The following is a 16369-nucleotide window of genomic DNA, read 5'->3' as shown; positions in this document are numbered from 1 at the left end:
CACGTAAAGGTCGAAAAATTAAGCGCCGAGCAATGCCCGGTCAGGTTGAGCATGATTGTTCCAGGCTGACCTCGAGCATCAACCTGGTTCAGTGAAAGTCGCGCGATCCAGGCAGTATGCGCGCATTGCGAGGATGGGTGTGGATCGGGCCGCGCGGATACTGTGGCAGGGCGATTTCATCGGCGCGGCTCAGGGTTATCTCGGCGATGTGACCCTCCGATAGCCGGTTCAGTTCGGCGGAACGGTCGAACACCCGGTGAGCCATCAGATGGACCACACCTTCAGGACTTTTCTCGACCACACCTTCCACGCCCATCAATCGAGCGGCCATGACGACCCGGCGGTATTCCTCGAACATCCGTGCCCACAAAACCAGATTGGTCACGCCGGTCTCGTCCTCCAGGGTGATGAAGATGGCATTGCCCTTGCCCGGTCGCTGACGCACCAGAACGACGCCGGCCGTGCGCACCCTGGTGCCGCTTCGTTTCGTCTCCAGTTCGGCGCAGGTCAGCATACTTTCCGCCGCGAAGACTGGCCGTAGGATCGCCATCGGATGAGCCTTCAGCGACAGGCGAGTAGTCTGATAGTCGGCGGCGACATGCTCACCCAGCCGCATACGGGGCAGGCGCGCATCGGCCTCCTCGCCCAGCTCTCGTGCGTCGGCGGCGGCGAACAGCGGCAGCGGCGCGTCGTCTGGCAGGCGCCGCACCGCCCACAGCGCCTCGCGTCGATCCAGCCCGATCGAGCGGAAAGCATCGGCGTCGGCCAGTTTTCGCATCGCCGCTCCCGGTAGGGTCGCGCGTCGGGCAAGGGTCTCCACGCCCTCGAATGCGCGGTCGCGTGCGGCCGTCAGTCGCTCGGCCCATTCCTGCCGGAACCCGTCGATCTGGCGAAAACCCAGCCGCAGTGCCAGCGCCCCCGGCGGCCCTTCCAGCCCGTTGTCCCAGTCGCTGAGGTTGACGTCGATCGGACGGATTTCGACGCCGTGTTCTTGCGCGTCCCTCACGATCTGGGCCGGGGCATAGAAGCCCATCGGCTGCGAATTCAGCAGGGCACAGGCGAAGGCCGCCGGATAGCGGCATTTGATGAATGACGAGATATAGACCAGCTTGCCGAAGCTGGCGGCATGGCTTTCGGGAAAGCCGTAGGAGCCGAATCCCTTGATCTGGTCGAAACAGCGCTGGGCGAAGGCGGTGTCGTAGCCGCGCTCGACCATGCGATTGACCATCCGGCCTTCGTATTTCCAAAGGGTGCCGTCGCCCCGGAACGTGCCCATGGCCTTGCGCAGACCGTTGGCCTCCTTCGGTGAGAACTCGGCGGCGACCATGGCGACCTTCATCGCCTGTTCCTGAAACAGGGGGACGCCCAGGGTCTTGTGCAGCACCTTCTTCAGCTCGTCGGGATCGTGCGGCGGGCCGGGTCGGGAATATTCGGGCTCCTCGATCCCAGCCCGCCTGCGCAGATAGGGATGGACCATGTCGCCCTGGATCGGACCGGGCCGTACGATCGCCACCTGTATCACCAGATCGTAGAAGGTGCGCGGCTTCAGGCGCGGCAGCATGTTGATCTGGGCGCGGCTCTCGACCTGGAACACGCCGATCGAATCGCCCCGGCACAGCATGTCGTAGACGTCGGCCTGCTCGGTCGGGACGGTATGCAGCTCATAGGCCGCATCGTCGTGATCGCGCATCAGGTCCAGCGCCTTCTTGATGCAGGTCAGCATCCCCAGCGCCAATACATCGACCTTCATGAGTCTCAGGTCGTCGATATCGTCCTTGTCCCATTCGATGAAGGTGCGGTCCGGCATGGCGGCATTACCGATTGGGACCATCTCGTCCAGTCGATCCTGGGTCAGGATGAAGCCGCCGACGTGCTGGGACAGGTGACGCGGAAAACCCAGAAGGCGCGTCGCCATCCCGACCGCCCGCATGATCATCGGATTGGCGGGATCGAGCCCGGCCTGTTCGACATGCTTGTCGCCGATCTCGGAGCCCCAGCTGCCCCACTGGCTGGCGGCCAGGCGCGCGGTGACGTCCTCGGTCAGGCCCAGGACCTTTCCGACCTCGCGGATCGCGCTTTTGGGGCGATAGCGGATGACGGTGGCGGCGATCCCGGCCCGATGGCGACCATAGCGGTCGTAAATGTGCTGGATGATCTCCTCGCGCCGCTCGTGCTCGAAATCGACATCGATGTCGGGGGGCTCGCCTCGCTCGTCCGACAAGAAGCGCTCGAACAAGAGGTCGTTCTCGACCGGGTCGACACAGGTGATCCCCAACACGTAGCAGACCGCCGAATTGGCCGCTGATCCCCGCCCCTGGCACAGGATGCCCTTGGAGTTGGCCACGCGGACGATGTCGTGGATGGTCAGGAAATAGGGCGCGAAATCCTGGGCCTCGATGAAGGCCAGTTCCTTGTGCAGCAGGTTCGCGACCTTTGCGGGTATCTCATCGCCATAGCGGGTCCGGGCGAACCGCCACGTCAGGTCTTCAAGCCAGGCCTGCGACGTCCAGCCCGGCGGCGTCGGCTCCTGCGGATAGTTGTAGCTTAGGTCCTTCAGATCGAACCGGACGCGCGCCAGCAGTCGCTGCGTTTCGGCCAGGGCCTCTGGTGCATCGGCGAACAGACGCGCCATCTCGACGGGCGCTTTCAGGTGGCGTTCGGCATTGGCCAGCAGCCGACGCCCCGCCGCCTGAATCGTCACCCCCTCGCGGATACAGGTGAGCACGTCCTGAAGATCGCGTTCCGACGGATCATGATAGAGCACGTCATTCACCGCCAGCAGCGGCACGTCCGTGGCGTGAGCGAGACCCTTCAGTCGTGCCAACCGACGCCGGTCGTCGCCCTGTCGCAACATCGCGGCCGCCAGCCAGACCGATCCAGGGACGGCCGAGTCCAGATCGGTCAGCAAGGGCAGCAAGCCCTCCAGTCGCCGGTCTGGCATGACGATCAGAAGCAGGTCTTGGGGATCGGCAAGCAGGTCGCGCAGGCCGATCTCGCACTGGCCCTTGACCGCCCGTCGGTTGCCGAGGGTCAAGAGCCGTGTCAGCCGCCCCCAGCCCGCCCGAGTCTCCGGATAGGCCACGATGTCGGGGGTGCCGTCGTTGAAGGCCAGACGCGCACCGGTCGCGAGGTGAAAGCCCCTCGCCCGTTCCTTGACGAGGTCCGACAGGGCCGGGTCGTTCATGGGGTCATCAACATAGATGGTCTCGCCGGGCGAGCCGCCGTCTCTGATCTTTTCCGGCGGCGACAACCCCTCTTCACGCAGGGTGTTCAGCGCGCTCCAGGCCCGAATCACGCCCGCGACGGTGTTACGATCGGCCAGTCCGAGACCGGTGTGACCCCTCAGGATCGCCGACAGCACCAGCGACTTCGGATGCGAGGCTCCGCGCAGGAAGGAAAAGTTGCTGGCTGCGACCAGCTCTGCATAGGCGGGCACAGATCGGGGACCGGTCATGCGAACAACCCGTGGATATACCAGCTCGGCTCGCGTTCCTCGCCATAGAGGCCCGCGCGGAACACCCAGAATCGTCGCCCCTGACGATCCTCGAGACGATAGTAGTCCCGCGTGCGGTGACCATGGCCGCGCCACCATTCCGCACTGATCCGTTCGGGTCCTTCGGCACGCACGATCGCATGGGTCACCCGCCGCCAGCGGAAGCGTGCGGGCGGGCCGTCGGGAGCCAGGGAGACGGTCTCGATCGACTGGGGCGGATCGAACATCTGGAACGGGCGCGACGGCGGGGACGCGGGGTCGCGCGCGGGCCAGGCGGTCTGGCCCTGACGTCGTCCGGCCCAGACCAGACGCGCGGCACGTTCGGGCAGATGCGACTCGACGGGCTCGAACCGACCGACAGCTTCGGGGCCGAGCCGCGCGGTCAGACGATCGATCAGCCGGTCCAGATCTTCATGATCCCTTCCCTCGGCCTCGAACCCCGGCTGAACCGGTATCAGAGCCTGCGTGACCGGCACGGTCAGGCGCAGCTGATCGAAGCCGAATCCGGCGTCCAGAGGATTGATCAGGGCCGCCAGCCGCTCCCTGAACAGCCGCATCACGCCTGGCACATCGCGGGTCGCCCGCCCGGTCCGCACCGTGATCCGCCGCGTCACGCCGTCGATCCGGAAGAAGGCCACCGCGAACGCCCGGCCACCCAGACGGCGCTGCTCCAGCCAGGCCATGGCCTCGACCACCAGGTCGCCGATCACCGCCTCGACGTCGGTCATCTCCGTGATCGGCTCGAACAGGATCCGGTCGACGACACAAGGCGGCGGGGGGCGAAGCGGCGTGATCCGCACATCCTCCTGACCCAGGATGCGCGCCAGCCGCACCGGCAGGTCCGTCCCGAAGCGCGCAGCCAAGGGTGCACTCGGTCGATCGTCCAGATCCCCCAGGGTCCGTAATCCCGCCCGCGTAAGAGCTTGATGCTCCCCTTCGTCCAGTTCCAGCGCCGCGATCGGCAGGTCGCGGACAGCTGCCTTGTCCAAGCCGACCGAAACGATTCCACCCGGTCCGAACCGGGCAAGAGCCCGAGCAGCCTGGGGCGTGCCGGCCAGGGCCATGCGGAGGCTCAGGCCGATACGCGCGGCGCGTGTCTCCACCGCTCGGACCAGGCCCGCCTCCCCCCCGAACAGGTGATCACACCCGGTGATGTCCAGGATCAGGCCGTCATCGCCATCGGTTGCCGCCATAGGTGTGAAGCGTCCAAAGTCCTCCAGCACCTGTGCCAGCAGGGTCGCGTCGGCCTCGGGGCGATGCACGACCATGCGCAGGGCGGACGTCCGCGCCTGGGCATCGGCCAGGGTCATCCCCCGCGTCAGTCCCAAGGCGCAGGCCTGAGGGTTCAGCGCGGCGAGCCTGAGCGCGCCTCGGACTTTCTCGACCAGCACGACTGCGGCGGTCGAGCCGTCGTCCTCACCCGGTTCGGCGCAGACCTGCCGCGCTGCCTCGCGCCGCAGCCGATCCGAGGACAGGAACGGAAACCAGATGGCCAGATACCGGCGCGGGCTCGCGGAAGGCCCGGCTCTCACGATCCCACTCCAGCATCCATTCGGTCGGGGGGGACCCCTGTCGACTGCGTGTCAGAGCGGCGACGAAGGCCGGATGTCCCGGAACGCCCGCCTCCAGTTCCATCGAGGGAGCCGTACGAACCGACCAGCGCGTCTCGGCGCTGCTGGGTATGGCTTTGGCCGCCGCGCGCACCATGAAGGCTGTGCCGCCCCCCGCGCGGGCCGCCAAGGACAGACGCCGACTGGCAGTCAGGGTCATGGCCTTCGCCTCGCTCCAGCTGCTCATGAGAACTGCGCCGACCGCTCCACTCTTCAGCGCCTCCTCCCCCGCCGCCAGCAGGCTTGTGGCATCGCGCACCCGTACGATCAGCACGTTTTCTGGATGCAAGCCCCATTCGTGCAGCCCCGACCCATGCAAGTCGCCAGCCTCCTGCGACGCCAGTTTCTGAAATGCCCAGAGCAACGGTCGGTCTCGTGCCGCACGCGACGCCAGACCCAACGCAAAGGCATTCGCGGCCACAGCATCGGCGGCGGTCTCGGCATGAATCTCGTGCAGGCAGTGGAGGCAAGGTCCGGGGTCCAGATATGCATCGACCCTGTCGATCCCGAGCGTAAATCTTTCCGGCTCGCCATCGGTCTCATGACGAGACAGCTTGGCCAGACGAGATTTCAACTGCTCGATCTGAAAGGTCGAAGGCACAAAGCGTTCCTGTTATGTTCTCTTATATGCCTCTCATCCAAGGTCGAGAGTCAAGGTGCTGACCTCAGATTTCAGACGGCCAAATGCCGACGGCTGTTCACTCTGTGAAAGTTGAGATGGGTCACTGATCTGGAAAAAATGGCGCGCCCGGAACGATTCGAACGTCCGACCCTCAGATTCGTAGTCTGATGCTCTATCCAGCTGAGCTACGGGCGCGCATGGCCGCGAACGGCGAGGCGGCTTCCTAGCGGAGGCGGGGGCGGGGGGCAAGGGGTTTGGCGCGGTTTTCGCGGCAAGTTTCCGGCGGGGGGTTTCTAAGCGCCGACGCACGCGCCAAGTTGGGGCGAACCTCCCCCGGTCGCCGCTGCGAGTGCCTGATGCCATCCTCCGTATTCCGACCGTTCAGGCCCCTGGCCGTCGCCGCCCTTATGCTTGGGCTTGCGGCCTGTGCGAGCGACGCCGGGCGGTCCACACAGGATGGTGCCGGGCGGGCCGCGGTCGATGCCGCGCCCGTCGCTCCGGCCATGCCCCAGGCGCGCGGGCCGTTCGTCTCGGCGGCCAATCCGCTGGCGGTCGAGGCGGGCATGAAGATCCTGCGCGAAGGCGGCTCGGCCGTCGATGCGGCCGTGGCGGTGCAGGCGGTGCTGGGTCTGGTCGAGCCGCAGTCTTCGGGTCTGGGCGGCGGGGCTTTCATGATGGTGTTCGACGCAGCGACCGGCGAGGTCACCAGCTATGACGGCCGTGAGACGGCCCCGGCGGCGGCGACGCCCGAGCTGTTCTACGAGAACGGACGCCCGCTGGACTTTGCCGATGCGGTCCTGAGCGGGCGATCGACGGGCGCGCCGGGTGTGGTCGCCATGCTGGGCATGGCGCAGGCCGAGCACGGAGCCTTGCCCTGGAGTGCTCTGTTCGGGGATGCCGAGCGTCTCGCGCAGGAGGGCTTTGTGGTCAGTCCGCGGCTGGCCGCCATGATCGCCCAACCCCGGGGCCAGGCGCGATCCCGTTGGGCCACGGCCTATTTCACCAAACCGGACGGCCAGAGACTGGTGGCGGGCGATACGCTGACAAACCCGGCCTATGCCCGGACGGTGGCGGAGCTGGCGGCGGGTGGACCGGGTGTCTTCTATCGTGGGCGGATCGCCGAGGAGATCGCCGCCACGGTCGCCGAGGGGCCACGCCCGGGGGCGCTGACTACGACCGACATTGCAGACTATCGGCCGATCGAGCGCGGGGCCCTGTGCCGACCCTACCGCGTCTATGTGATCTGCGTACCGCCGCCGCCGTCCAGCGGAGTGGCGGTTCTGCAACTGCTGGCCATGGCCGAGCGGACACCGGCAATCGATGGCGAGGCTGAGGATGCCGAGGCCTGGGTCGCCTTCGCCCAGCTTCAGCGGCTGATGTATGCCGACCGTGATCGCTATGTCGGGGATCCGGCCTTCGTGGGCGTGCCGGTACAGGGCCTGCTGGACGAGGGTTATGTGTCCGAGCGGGCGGCGCTGGCACCGGGGCTGACGGGGGCGGCCGAGCCGGGGACGCCACCTGGCGGGGTCTTCGCCGGGCCCGATGCCACGCGTGAACCGGCGGGTACTTCACATTTCGTGATTGTCGATGCCGCGGGCAATGCGGTCAGCATGACCACGACTGTCGAAAGCCTCTTTGGCTCGGGCCGGATGGCAGCGGGCTTCTTCCTGAACAATCAGCTGACGGATTTTTCGTTCGAGCCGTTGCGCGAAGATGGACAGCCTGCGGCCAATGCGGTGGCGGCGGGCAAGCGGCCGCGTTCGTCGATGTCGCCGGTAATCATCCTTGACCGGCACGGCCGTTTGATTGGGGCGCTGGGATCGCCCGGTGGGTCGTCGATCCTGGCCTATAATGCCAAGGCGCTGATCGCCGTCTTGGACTGGGGCCTGCCGGTCCAGGCGGCGTTCGACCTGCCCAATCTGGTGGCCAAGGGCGACGGGTTCGGCGCGGATACCGAGCGCTTCCCGGCGGCGGTCCGCGACGGCATGGCCGCCGATGGCATCGTCATCCGCCCCAATGCCAGCGAAAACTCCGGCCTGCATGGCGGCCTGTGGCGGCAGGGTGCGGACGGCTGGGGCTGGGACGGCGGCGCGGACAACCGGCGGGAAGGGGTCGTGAGGTTCTAGTGTCTAGAACCTAAACCTCGTACCTATTCCGGCTTGATCGACAGTTGGAACGCGATGACGCCCTCGGACACGTCGGTGTCGACGCCGTTTCCAGCGCGCAGGCCTTCGGTTTCGATTTCGCGATAGACGAGGCCCAGCGAGCCCTGGACGGCGCCCTTGCGCATGGCCACGCCTATGGAGGCGTCGCCCAGGAAATTGCCACTGTCGTGGCTGACGCCCGAGCGGGCATAGTCGCCGTCACGGGTGCGGGCGAAGTTGTAACCGACAGCGCGGCCTGAACCGGCGGCGTAGACATACCAGCGGGGCCGCTCGCCAAAGGCTTCACTACCTTGGGGCACCAGTCGGTCGAGGTTGCGACCAATCTTTAGCGTGGCCCCGGCCTCTGTGGAGTTACCCCGGCTGCCCACGCCGACGCCCACATGCGGCGTCAGGGTGACGTCCAGGCCCGAGCCAGTCTGGCCCAGCGTCTCGGTCCAGCCGCGCACATACGAAACGTCATAGTGTTCGGTATCCCATCCGCCGCGATCCTGAGGACCTGGCGGGACCGGCGCTCCGTCGGCCCGGCGCAGGGAGCCTTCTGTACGCAGGCGCAGCCGATCGTCGAAGCCGCCGCTGGAGAACCAGACGTCACGCTCGGCCACCGCCCGGGGCTCGGCGCGGTCGACGCGTGACACCGCGGCAACCCAGCGTGGCTCGATATCGGTGACGGGGGCGTCGAAGGCGGCGACCGAACCGGTGCGCTCCAGTCGGGTCAGAAGATCAGACACTGTGGTGGGCCGTTCTTCATCCCCGGCAAATGGGTCCGCCAGCCGAACGGTGTCCTGGGCGACAGCAGCGGTCGTCGTAGCCGCGCAAGCCAGGGCGAAGGCCGCAGCGGTCGTCGCTGAAAAGATCGTCGTTTTCCGCATCAACGGGACCTCCCCAGTCCGTTAACGCTTCGACCCTGCACCAAAGGATCTCATTCGCCAACAGACTTCACACGCCACATATCTGGCGGTCGAACGTCGGGGGTGTGGCAGAGTTCCCCTGTGACCGACGTTCGACGGTCGCAGGGATAGTCAGATTACTGACAGGCCAGGCACTCGTCGTAGTCGGTGCGGGCGGCGCTGAAGAGGTCGGGCTGGTTGGGATCGACCTCGGCCTCGGCCTTGTCCTCGGCCCCGGCGAAGGCCGCGCGCTGAACCGATTTGGAGCGCAGGTAGTAGAGCGACTTCACGCCGGTTTCCCATGCCTTCCAGTGCAGCATGTGCAGATCCCACTTGTTGACGTCGCCCGGGATGAACAGGTTGATCGACTGGGCCTGGCAGATTTCAGGCGAGCGGTCGGCCGACAGTTCGACGATCCAGCGCTGGTCCAGTTCGAAGGCGGTCTTGAAGATGCCCTTCTCGTTCTCGTCCAGGGCATCCAGATGCTGAACCGAGCCTTCGTTCTCCAGGATCGAATTCCAGACGGCCTCGGTATTGATGCCCTTTCCGTCCAGCAGACGCTCCAGATAGGGGTTCTTGACCGCGAACGAGCCCGACAGGGTCTTGTGGGTATAGATGTTGGCCGGGATCGGCTCGATGCCCGCCGAGGTGCCGCCGCAGATGATGCTGATCGAGGCGGTCGGGGCGATGGCCAGTTTGTGGCTGAACCGCTCCATGACGCCGCGCTCTTCGGCATCCAGGCAGGGGCCCTTCTCTTCGGCCAGCAGGCGGCTGGCCTTGTCGGCCTCGCGGCGCAGATGCTTGAACAGGCGCATGTTCCACGACTTGGCCATAGCGCTTTCGAACGCCACGCCCTGCGACTGCAGGAAGGAGTGGAAACCCATCAGGCCCAGACCCACCGAGCGCTCGCGACGCGCCGAATAGACGGCGGCCTTCATCTCGGGCGGGGCGCGGGTGATGAAATCCTCCAGGACATTGTCCAGGAAGCGCATGATGTCCTCGATGAAGCGGGGCTCCTCGCGCCATTCCAGGAACATCTCGGCATTGACCGACGACAGGCAGCAGACGGCCGTCCGATCGACGCCCAGGTGATCGCGGCCGGTGTGCAGCATGATCTCGCTGCACAGGTTCGACTGTTTGACCGACAAGCCCAGGTCGCGCTGATGCTGCGGCATCTGGCGGTTCACGGTGTCGGAGAAGATCAGATAGGGCTCGCCGGTCTGCAGGCGGATTTCCAGGATCTTCTGCCACAGGCTGCGGGCGTCGACGGTCTTCATGACCTCCTGGGTCTTGGGCGAGACCAGGTCGAAGGTCTTGCCGTCGCGGACCGCCTCCATGAAGGCGTCGGTGATGTTGATGCCGTGGTGCAGGTTCAGGGACTTGCGGTTGAAGTCGCCCGAGGGTTTGCGGATCTCCAGGAACTCTTCGATCTCGGGGTGGTGAACGTCCAGATAGACGGCGGCCGAGCCGCGACGCAGCGAGCCTTGCGAAATCGCCAGGGTCAGGCTGTCCATCACGCGGATGAAGGGGATAATGCCGGACGTTTGTCCCGCGCCCTTCACCTTCTCGCCGATCGAGCGGACGCCGCCCCAGTAGGTGCCGATGCCGCCGCCGTTGGAGGCCAGGGCCACGTTCTCGTTCCAGACGCTCTGGATGCCGTCCAGGCTGTCGCCGACCGCGTTCAGGAAGCAGGAGATGGGCAGGCCGCGCGCCGCGCCGCCGTTCGACAGCACCGGCGTCGAAGGCATGAACCACAGCCGGGACATATAGTCATAGACGCGCTGGGCATGGCCTGGATTGACGCTCTCGTCGTCGGCGAAGGCCGTCGAAACGCGGGCAAACATGTCCTGATAGGATTCGCCGGGCAGCAGATAGCGATCCTCCAGCGTCTTCTTGCCGAAGTCGGTCAGCAGGTCGTCGCGCGACCGATCGATCTGGATGGAGGGCACGACCGACAGATGGGGTCGACCCGCCTGTTCGGCGAGCGCCCGCGCGTCGATAACCGACTGCAATTCCACTGTCTTAAACGCTTCGCCGCCGGCCATGATCGTATTCGCCCTGAACTTCTGATTGATCGTCAACCGCGCCAAGGACCACATCATCTAGTGGCCCCTTCGCTTCCCCAACCCACATATAGGGCACAGATGGCTAACGAGCCGTCAACGGGGTTGACGATCACTTTCTGGGCGAATCGCATCGATGACAGGGGATGAGCCTGTGGACAGGCCGAGACGACGGCGTGACAGGGCCGGGTCACCAGGATCACGAAACCGTGAGCGGGAACGTCTCGCAAGCGTGACCGTTGGGGCGCCATGACTGCAGACCAGACCGTGACCTTTTTCCGCCGCGCCCTGCGCATCGCCCGTGCCGAGATCGCGGCCGTCAGCGCGCTGTTCATCATCGCCCTGGGCGTCATGACTTTCGTCGAACTGGCGGATGACATGACCGAGGCCGACGGCCAGGCCTTCGACCAGTCCATCCTGAACTGGGTTCAGCCGGTGGCGGGCGAACCGCGCGGACCGTGGTGGATGAAGGAGGCGGCGGCCGACCTGACGTCCCTGGGCGGGATATCGGTGCTGGCCCTGTTCGCGACCATCGCTATCGTCTTTCTGCTGATCCATCGCAAACGACTGTCGGCCTTGCTGCTGGTCGTCGGCCTGGCGGGCGGCGTGGCGCTGAGCGAAGGGTTGAAGGCGATCTTCGAGCGCGAACGGCCCCCTGCGGCCTTTCAGGCGGTTGAGACGATCAATGCCAGCTTCCCGTCGGGCCATGCGCTTCTGGCCACCGTCTTCTATCTCAGCCTGGGCGTCATGCTGACGCGGGCCTTTCCGCGCCGTCACGTGAAGGCCTTCGTGCTGGGCGCGGCCATTGCGATCGCCCTGCTGATCGGCACGACCCGGGTCTACCTGGGGGCGCACTGGGCGTCCGACGTCCTGGCGGGCTGGAGCATCGGTGCAGCCTGGGCCATGGCGCTTTGGCTGGTCGCCTATGCGGTTGAACGCCGACAGATCGCGCATCACTCGCCTTTGCAGGACCAGCCCGCGCCCTAGACTTCGAACACGCGATACGGCGTGTCGCCCAGCGTCTTCAGCACCGGCAGGGCGACGTTATAGACGGGCACCCCCTTGTTGGTCCGCCCCTCGGGCGCGCCGCGATGGGCGTGGCCATGCACGACCAGGCTGACGTTGTCATAGCGGTCGATGGTCTCTGCCAGACGCGACGATCCCAGAAAGGCGTGGATCTCCGGCGGTTCGCCCATGACCGTATCGACCACAGGCGCATAGTGTAGCAGCACCACCGACCGCTCCGTCCGCAGGGACCGGATGGAGGTCTCCAGTACGGTCGCGTCGTCGATCGAGTCTTGCACAAAGGTCTTGACCGAGGCCTCGCCGAACGCGCTCAGCATGTAGCGGCCAAAGCCGCCGACGAATCCCTTGGTGCCGGCAAAGCCGACCCCGCCGATCTCATGGCTGCGCCCGCCCGACAGCATGTGGACACCGGCGTCGCACAGCATGTCCATGACCACATCGGGCTGGCCGCATTCGTGCTCGTGATTGCCCATGACCCCGACCATGGGGATGCGGCACAGGCGCAGGTCGGCGATCAGAGCCTCGACCTCGGCCGTCTTGCCGAAGTTGACCAGGTCACCGCAGAGGCAAAGCACATCCGCGTCGTCGGACACCCGCTCGAACAGGTCGCGATAGTGGGAGGGCCCTTCGCCGACATGCAGATCGCCGACGGCCGCGACGCGCAGGCGTTTAGCCGGTCCGGGCTCCAGACCCGGTTGTGGCGTCTGGGGGTCATCTGCCATGGCGAACATCCGTACTCTCGGCTAGCGGCCCCTCAACCCGGGCGACAGCGTTGCCTGAACCTGAGACGCGCTCAAGCAGCGCGGCTCCGCGAGCCGAGCGATAGCGCACTTCAAATGGGATCATGGCGTTCCTCCAGACCCTTGCCGACAACATCGCCGAAGCCCCATTCGCTGATGTCGGCGATATAGTCGCGCGGGCTGAACAGGCGGCCACGACAGACCTTCACGCGCGGGGCGGGCAGGGCAACCTGGGCCTCCAGCCGCTCGGCCAGTTCGGTCATCAGCCAGGCCGGGATGTTGTCGCGCTCGGTCGGATAGGCGAAGCGGAAGTTCAGCAGGTGCGCCATCAGCACCTCCCAATACAGGTCCATCTGATCCAGCAGCGACTTCCAGTCGATGTTGTCGGCCTGTTTCAGGATCACGTGATTCACGTCCGCACCATCGTAGCGATAGCGGTCCTGGATGAAGACCTTGGACAGGATCAGGGCTGTCGGCGGGGTGATGGTGACCTGATGGCCATAGACGTCGATGGTGTCGTCGCCGAACCAGCTGTCGGATACGGCGATCGTGCCGTTGGACATGGCGAAGATCACGTCGAAGAAATGCTTGTCGTCCTTCCAGACCTTGGCGATCCAGCGCTCGTCCTCGACGTCGGTGCGGTAACCGCGCGCCTGAAAGAAGGCCAGGATCCGGGGGTAGTCCCCGGGCTTGCAGAAGACGTCCAGGTCCTTGGTCGGCCGCTTGATGCCGGTATAGGCCGTCACCGCATAGGTGCCCGATAGCAGAAAGGGGATGCCGCTCTCCTTCAGCAGCTTCAGGCTGTCCTCGTAAAAGGCGACCGCTTCCTTGGGCGGATGAAAGCTGGGATCGAGAACGGTCGTGTCGGACATGGGCAACCCTGGGCGGCGAGGCTTGTCAAACGGCCCCGCCATTGCGGCGGTTCCGGGGACGCTGTCGCACAGACTGTCATCCCCAGGCTTCTCCCCACCAAACTGCGGCGGGAACACCACATCTAGCGGTCGGCGAAAAAGTGATCGCTAAATAGCCGCAATTCGACTTGGCATCATCCGCGTCCCGACGCATGGTCCGGCCCTATTCTTTTCTCCGGTTTCGCGAGTCGCCCGATGAACGCCCACACCATCATCAAGCCTGCCCGCCCCGGCCTGCTGACCCCGTCGGCCGCCTACAAGCCCTTCCGCTATCCGTGGGCCTTCGACATGTGGAAGAAGCAGCAGCAGGTCCACTGGATGCCCGAGGAAGTGCCGCTGGGCGAGGACCTCAAGGACTGGGCCGTCAAGCTGAATGACAAGGAGCGCAATCTGCTGACGCAGATCTTCCGCTTCTTCACCCAGTCGGACATCGAGGTGTCGGACAACTACATGGAAAAATACGGCCGCGTCTTCAAACCCACCGAGGTGAAGATGATGCTGTCGTCGTTCGCGAACATGGAGACCATCCACATCGCGGCCTATGCCCTGCTGCTGGAAACCATCGGCATGCCCGAGAGCGAGTTCGGGGCCTTCATGGAATACGAGGCCATGCGCGACAAGCATGACTTCATGCAGGAGTTCGGGGTCGAAACCGAGGCGGACATCGCCCGGACGCTGGCCATGTTCGGCGGCTTCACCGAGGGGCTGCAGCTGTTCGCCAGCTTCGCCATGCTGATGAACTTCCCACGCTTCAACAAGATGAAGGGCATGGGCCAGATCGTGTCGTGGTCTGTGCGCGACGAGAGCCTGCACTGCGAGGGCATCATCAAGCTGTACCACGCCTTCAACAAGGAGACCGGCGTGGTCACCAAGGCCGTGGCCGACGACATCGTCCAGTGCTGCGAGACGGTGGTGAAGCTGGAGGACAAGTTCATCGACCTAGCCTTCGAGGCCGGCGAGGTTCAGGGCATGACGCCCGAAGACATCAAGAAATACATCCGCTTCATCGCCGACTGGCGCCTGCGTCAGCTGGACCTGCCGGAGCTGTACGGCGGTGGTCGCGAAAACCCGCTGCCCTGGCTTCAGTCGCTGCTGTCAGGCGTCGAACACGCCAACTTCTTCGAGGCGCGCGCCACAGAATACTCAAAGGCGGCGACGCAAGGGTCCTGGCACGGTGCAGACGGCGTCTGGACCGAGTTCGACCGCATGATGGCCCGCCGCGATATGAGTGGCGTGATCGGCTGACGTGATCAGCGGGGGTCGTCAGATCCCCGCGTACCACTCATAGCCGCGGTCTTCCCAATAGCCGCCCTTGCCGCCCCCGATATGGGCGAAGCTTTCGACCGCCTCGATGCGCCGGATATATTTGGCGTGCTTGTAGCCCAGCTGGCGCTCCACCCGCAGACGCAAGGGGGCGCCATGCGGCACCGGCAGGGTCTGGCCGTTCATGGCATAGGCCAGGATGGTCTGGGGATGGCGGGCGTCGATCAGGTCGATGCTTTCGTAATACCGGTCGCCGCCCTCGGTCTGATCCAGGGCGTCGAAGCAGTGGAAGACGATGTATCGGGCCTCGGGCTTCAGGCCCGCCTCGTCCAGCAGGGTTTCCAGCCGCACGCCCGTCCAATCGCCGATGGAGGTCCAGCCCTCGACGCAGTCGTGCTTGGTGATCTGGCTCTGGGCCGGGCGGCTGCGCAGGTCGGCCAGCGACAGCGACAGGGGGCGTTCCACAAGACCGTTGATGACCAGCCGATAATCGGCAAAGCCCCCTGTCTTCAGCGCCACATAGTCCGCCGCCGCCGGATCGATCGAACCGTTGGCGCGAAAGTCGGGCGAGATTTGCGACCGGTCATAGGTGGGGGCCAAGGCCTCGCGCGGGATCAGCAGCCTCTGGGTACGCCGGGTCAGACCCTCGCCCATGCGCCGTGCCTGTTCGGCCAGGCTGATCCGCGCCTGGTCGCAGGCCGACAGAGCCGAGGCCAGCAGGGTCGCGGCCGCTCCGGTCAGCCAGTGTCGGCGGTTCATGCGTGGTCTCCCGCGTCATCCGAGGCCTTGCGACGTCCGCCCGGCCCCGCCACCGATCCCGGCGGCTCTATCACGAACCAGCCCGTGACCATGGCCCGCATGTTGTTGAAAAGCCCCGTCCAGATCACCAGGCCGACATGGATGACGACGAAACCGACGATCAGGATCGCCGAGATGAAATGCAGGGTCCGCGCCGACTGTCGCCCGCCCATGATCTCCAGCAATATGCCGCCGATGGCGTTGAACCCCGGCGACATCGACAGGCCGGTGATCAGCATCATCGGCAGGACGATCGCGATCATGGCCAGATAGGTCAGCTTCTGGATCACATTATAGGTGCGGGCGTGGTCGTCGGTCGGGAAGCGGAACCGCGCATGCTCGACGACCGCAGCGCCGATGCCCTTCAGGTCCGCGGCCGTGGGAGCCAGCCGCCGCCCGAACCGCCGCGTGATCAGCCCGAAGGCCAGATAGATCAGCCCGTTGATCACGAAGATCCAAGCGAACAGGAAGTGATAGTTCCGCGCCTCCGCCAGATTGCGCCCCTGCGGGATCAGCAGCCAGTTCGGCATCTTGGGCGTGCTGACCCAGGGATCGGCGAAGGTCGAGGTCAGGCCCCAGTACAGATGTGGATGCGCCGCCAGGATGTTCAGCCCGCTCATGATCAGCACGACCACCGCCACGACATTCAGCCAGTGGGTGATCCGCACCCAGACGGGATGACGCCAGGTCAGGGTGCGGCCGCGGGTCAGAGTGCGGTCGGTCTTCGCAGACGGCAGGTTGACAGGCGCATCATCTCCATTGTCGGTCATGCTGCGCCCTTCTGCCGTCCA

12 protein-coding genes and 1 tRNA gene are annotated in these 16369 nt (G+C 65.5%); 3 read left to right on the top strand and 10 right to left on the bottom strand.

Going from position 1 to position 16369, the window contains the following annotated elements; translation table 11 throughout:
- Positions 1-88: 88 nt before the first annotated feature.
- From ACE3TH_RS07145 to ACE3TH_RS07130, 4 genes are all read right to left on the bottom strand, one after another.
- On the bottom strand, positions 89-3454 hold the full coding sequence (locus ACE3TH_RS07145; protein WP_374598739.1) for an error-prone DNA polymerase: 3366 nt from the start codon (positions 3452-3454) through the stop codon (positions 89-91).
- Positions 3451-5025, bottom strand: coding sequence for a DNA polymerase Y family protein (locus tag ACE3TH_RS07140; RefSeq protein WP_374598737.1), 1575 nt, complete (start codon positions 5023-5025; stop codon positions 3451-3453). The genes ACE3TH_RS07145 and ACE3TH_RS07140 overlap by 4 nt, the downstream gene beginning before the upstream one ends.
- Complete coding sequence (locus ACE3TH_RS07135) at positions 4910-5704, bottom strand: ImuA family protein (protein ID WP_374598735.1); 795 nt, start codon at positions 5702-5704, stop codon at positions 4910-4912. Before ACE3TH_RS07135 ends, ACE3TH_RS07140 begins: the two co-directional genes overlap by 116 nt.
- Positions 5705-5843: 139 nt before the next feature.
- A tRNA-Arg gene (locus tag ACE3TH_RS07130) sits at positions 5844-5920 on the bottom strand.
- Between the two features lie 161 nt (positions 5921-6081).
- On the opposite strand from ACE3TH_RS07130, the gene ACE3TH_RS07125 reads away from it, so the two are divergent.
- Complete coding sequence (locus ACE3TH_RS07125) at positions 6082-7851, top strand: gamma-glutamyltransferase family protein (RefSeq protein ID WP_374598734.1); 1770 nt, start codon at positions 6082-6084, stop codon at positions 7849-7851.
- A gap of 23 nt (positions 7852-7874) precedes the next feature.
- On the opposite strand, the gene ACE3TH_RS07120 is transcribed toward ACE3TH_RS07125, so the two are convergent.
- Both ACE3TH_RS07120 and ACE3TH_RS07115 read right to left on the bottom strand, forming a co-directional pair.
- Complete coding sequence (locus ACE3TH_RS07120) at positions 7875-8759, bottom strand: lipid A-modifier LpxR family protein (protein ID WP_374598732.1); 885 nt, start codon at positions 8757-8759, stop codon at positions 7875-7877.
- Between the two features lie 155 nt (positions 8760-8914).
- Positions 8915-10876, bottom strand: a complete 1962-nt coding sequence (locus tag ACE3TH_RS07115; RefSeq protein ID WP_374598929.1) for a ribonucleoside-diphosphate reductase subunit alpha — start codon at positions 10874-10876, stop codon at positions 8915-8917.
- A 213-nt stretch (positions 10877-11089) separates the two neighbouring features.
- On the opposite strand from ACE3TH_RS07115, the gene ACE3TH_RS07110 reads away from it, so the two are divergent.
- The gene (locus tag ACE3TH_RS07110) at positions 11090-11827 is read left to right on the top strand and encodes a phosphatase PAP2 family protein (protein ID WP_374598730.1); all 738 of its coding nucleotides are present in this window, start codon (positions 11090-11092) and stop codon (positions 11825-11827) included.
- On the opposite strand, the gene ACE3TH_RS07105 is transcribed toward ACE3TH_RS07110, so the two are convergent.
- Entirely contained in the window at positions 11824-12588 is a 765-nt protein-coding gene (locus ACE3TH_RS07105) for a metallophosphoesterase (protein WP_374598728.1), read from the bottom strand. The genes ACE3TH_RS07110 and ACE3TH_RS07105 overlap by 4 nt on opposite strands.
- A gap of 110 nt (positions 12589-12698) precedes the next feature.
- Positions 12699-13478: a hypothetical protein gene (locus tag ACE3TH_RS07100; protein WP_374598726.1), complete on the bottom strand. Its 780-nt coding sequence runs from the start codon at positions 13476-13478 to the stop codon at positions 12699-12701.
- Between the two features lie 234 nt (positions 13479-13712).
- Here ACE3TH_RS07100 and ACE3TH_RS07095 point away from each other — a divergent pair, with 234 nt between their 5' ends.
- Entirely contained in the window at positions 13713-14762 is a 1050-nt protein-coding gene (locus tag ACE3TH_RS07095; RefSeq protein WP_296166774.1) for a ribonucleotide-diphosphate reductase subunit beta, read from the top strand.
- An 18-nt stretch (positions 14763-14780) separates the two neighbouring features.
- On the opposite strand, the gene ACE3TH_RS07090 is transcribed toward ACE3TH_RS07095, so the two are convergent.
- Positions 14781-15539, bottom strand: coding sequence for a molybdopterin-binding protein (locus ACE3TH_RS07090; RefSeq protein ID WP_374598724.1), 759 nt, complete (start codon positions 15537-15539; stop codon positions 14781-14783).
- On the bottom strand, positions 15536-16348 hold the full coding sequence (locus ACE3TH_RS07085; protein ID WP_374598722.1) for a cytochrome b/b6 domain-containing protein: 813 nt from the start codon (positions 16346-16348) through the stop codon (positions 15536-15538). The genes ACE3TH_RS07090 and ACE3TH_RS07085 overlap by 4 nt, the downstream gene beginning before the upstream one ends.
- Between the last annotated feature and the right edge of the window lie 21 nt (positions 16349-16369).

It is taken from the genome of Brevundimonas sp., from assembly GCF_041919755.1.
Lineage (GTDB): Bacteria > Pseudomonadota > Alphaproteobacteria > Caulobacterales > Caulobacteraceae > Brevundimonas.
The sequence above is the reverse complement of the archived record's forward strand: the minus strand, read 5'-3'. Positions and strand labels throughout refer to the sequence as shown.

Excerpts from the sequence above, each read along its gene's own strand:
- ACE3TH_RS07095 (WP_296166774.1), top strand. The coding sequence starts at position 13,713 with ATGAACGCCCACACCATCATCAAGCCTGCCCGCCCCGGCCTGCTGACC.
- ACE3TH_RS07100 (WP_374598726.1), bottom strand. The coding sequence starts at position 13,478 with ATGTCCGACACGACCGTTCTCGATCCCAGCTTTCATCCGCCCAAGGAA.
- ACE3TH_RS07115 (WP_374598929.1), bottom strand. The coding sequence starts at position 10,876 with ATGTGGTCCTTGGCGCGGTTGACGATCAATCAGAAGTTCAGGGCGAAT.
- ACE3TH_RS07125 (WP_374598734.1), top strand. The coding sequence starts at position 6,082 with ATGCCATCCTCCGTATTCCGACCGTTCAGGCCCCTGGCCGTCGCCGCC.
- ACE3TH_RS07120 (WP_374598732.1), bottom strand. The coding sequence starts at position 8,759 with ATGCGGAAAACGACGATCTTTTCAGCGACGACCGCTGCGGCCTTCGCC.
- ACE3TH_RS07085 (WP_374598722.1), bottom strand. The coding sequence starts at position 16,348 with ATGACCGACAATGGAGATGATGCGCCTGTCAACCTGCCGTCTGCGAAG.
- ACE3TH_RS07090 (WP_374598724.1), bottom strand. The coding sequence starts at position 15,539 with ATGAACCGCCGACACTGGCTGACCGGAGCGGCCGCGACCCTGCTGGCC.
- ACE3TH_RS07110 (WP_374598730.1), top strand. The coding sequence starts at position 11,090 with ATGACTGCAGACCAGACCGTGACCTTTTTCCGCCGCGCCCTGCGCATC.
- ACE3TH_RS07145 (WP_374598739.1), bottom strand. The coding sequence starts at position 3,454 with ATGACCGGTCCCCGATCTGTGCCCGCCTATGCAGAGCTGGTCGCAGCC.
- ACE3TH_RS07105 (WP_374598728.1), bottom strand. The coding sequence starts at position 12,588 with ATGGCAGATGACCCCCAGACGCCACAACCGGGTCTGGAGCCCGGACCG.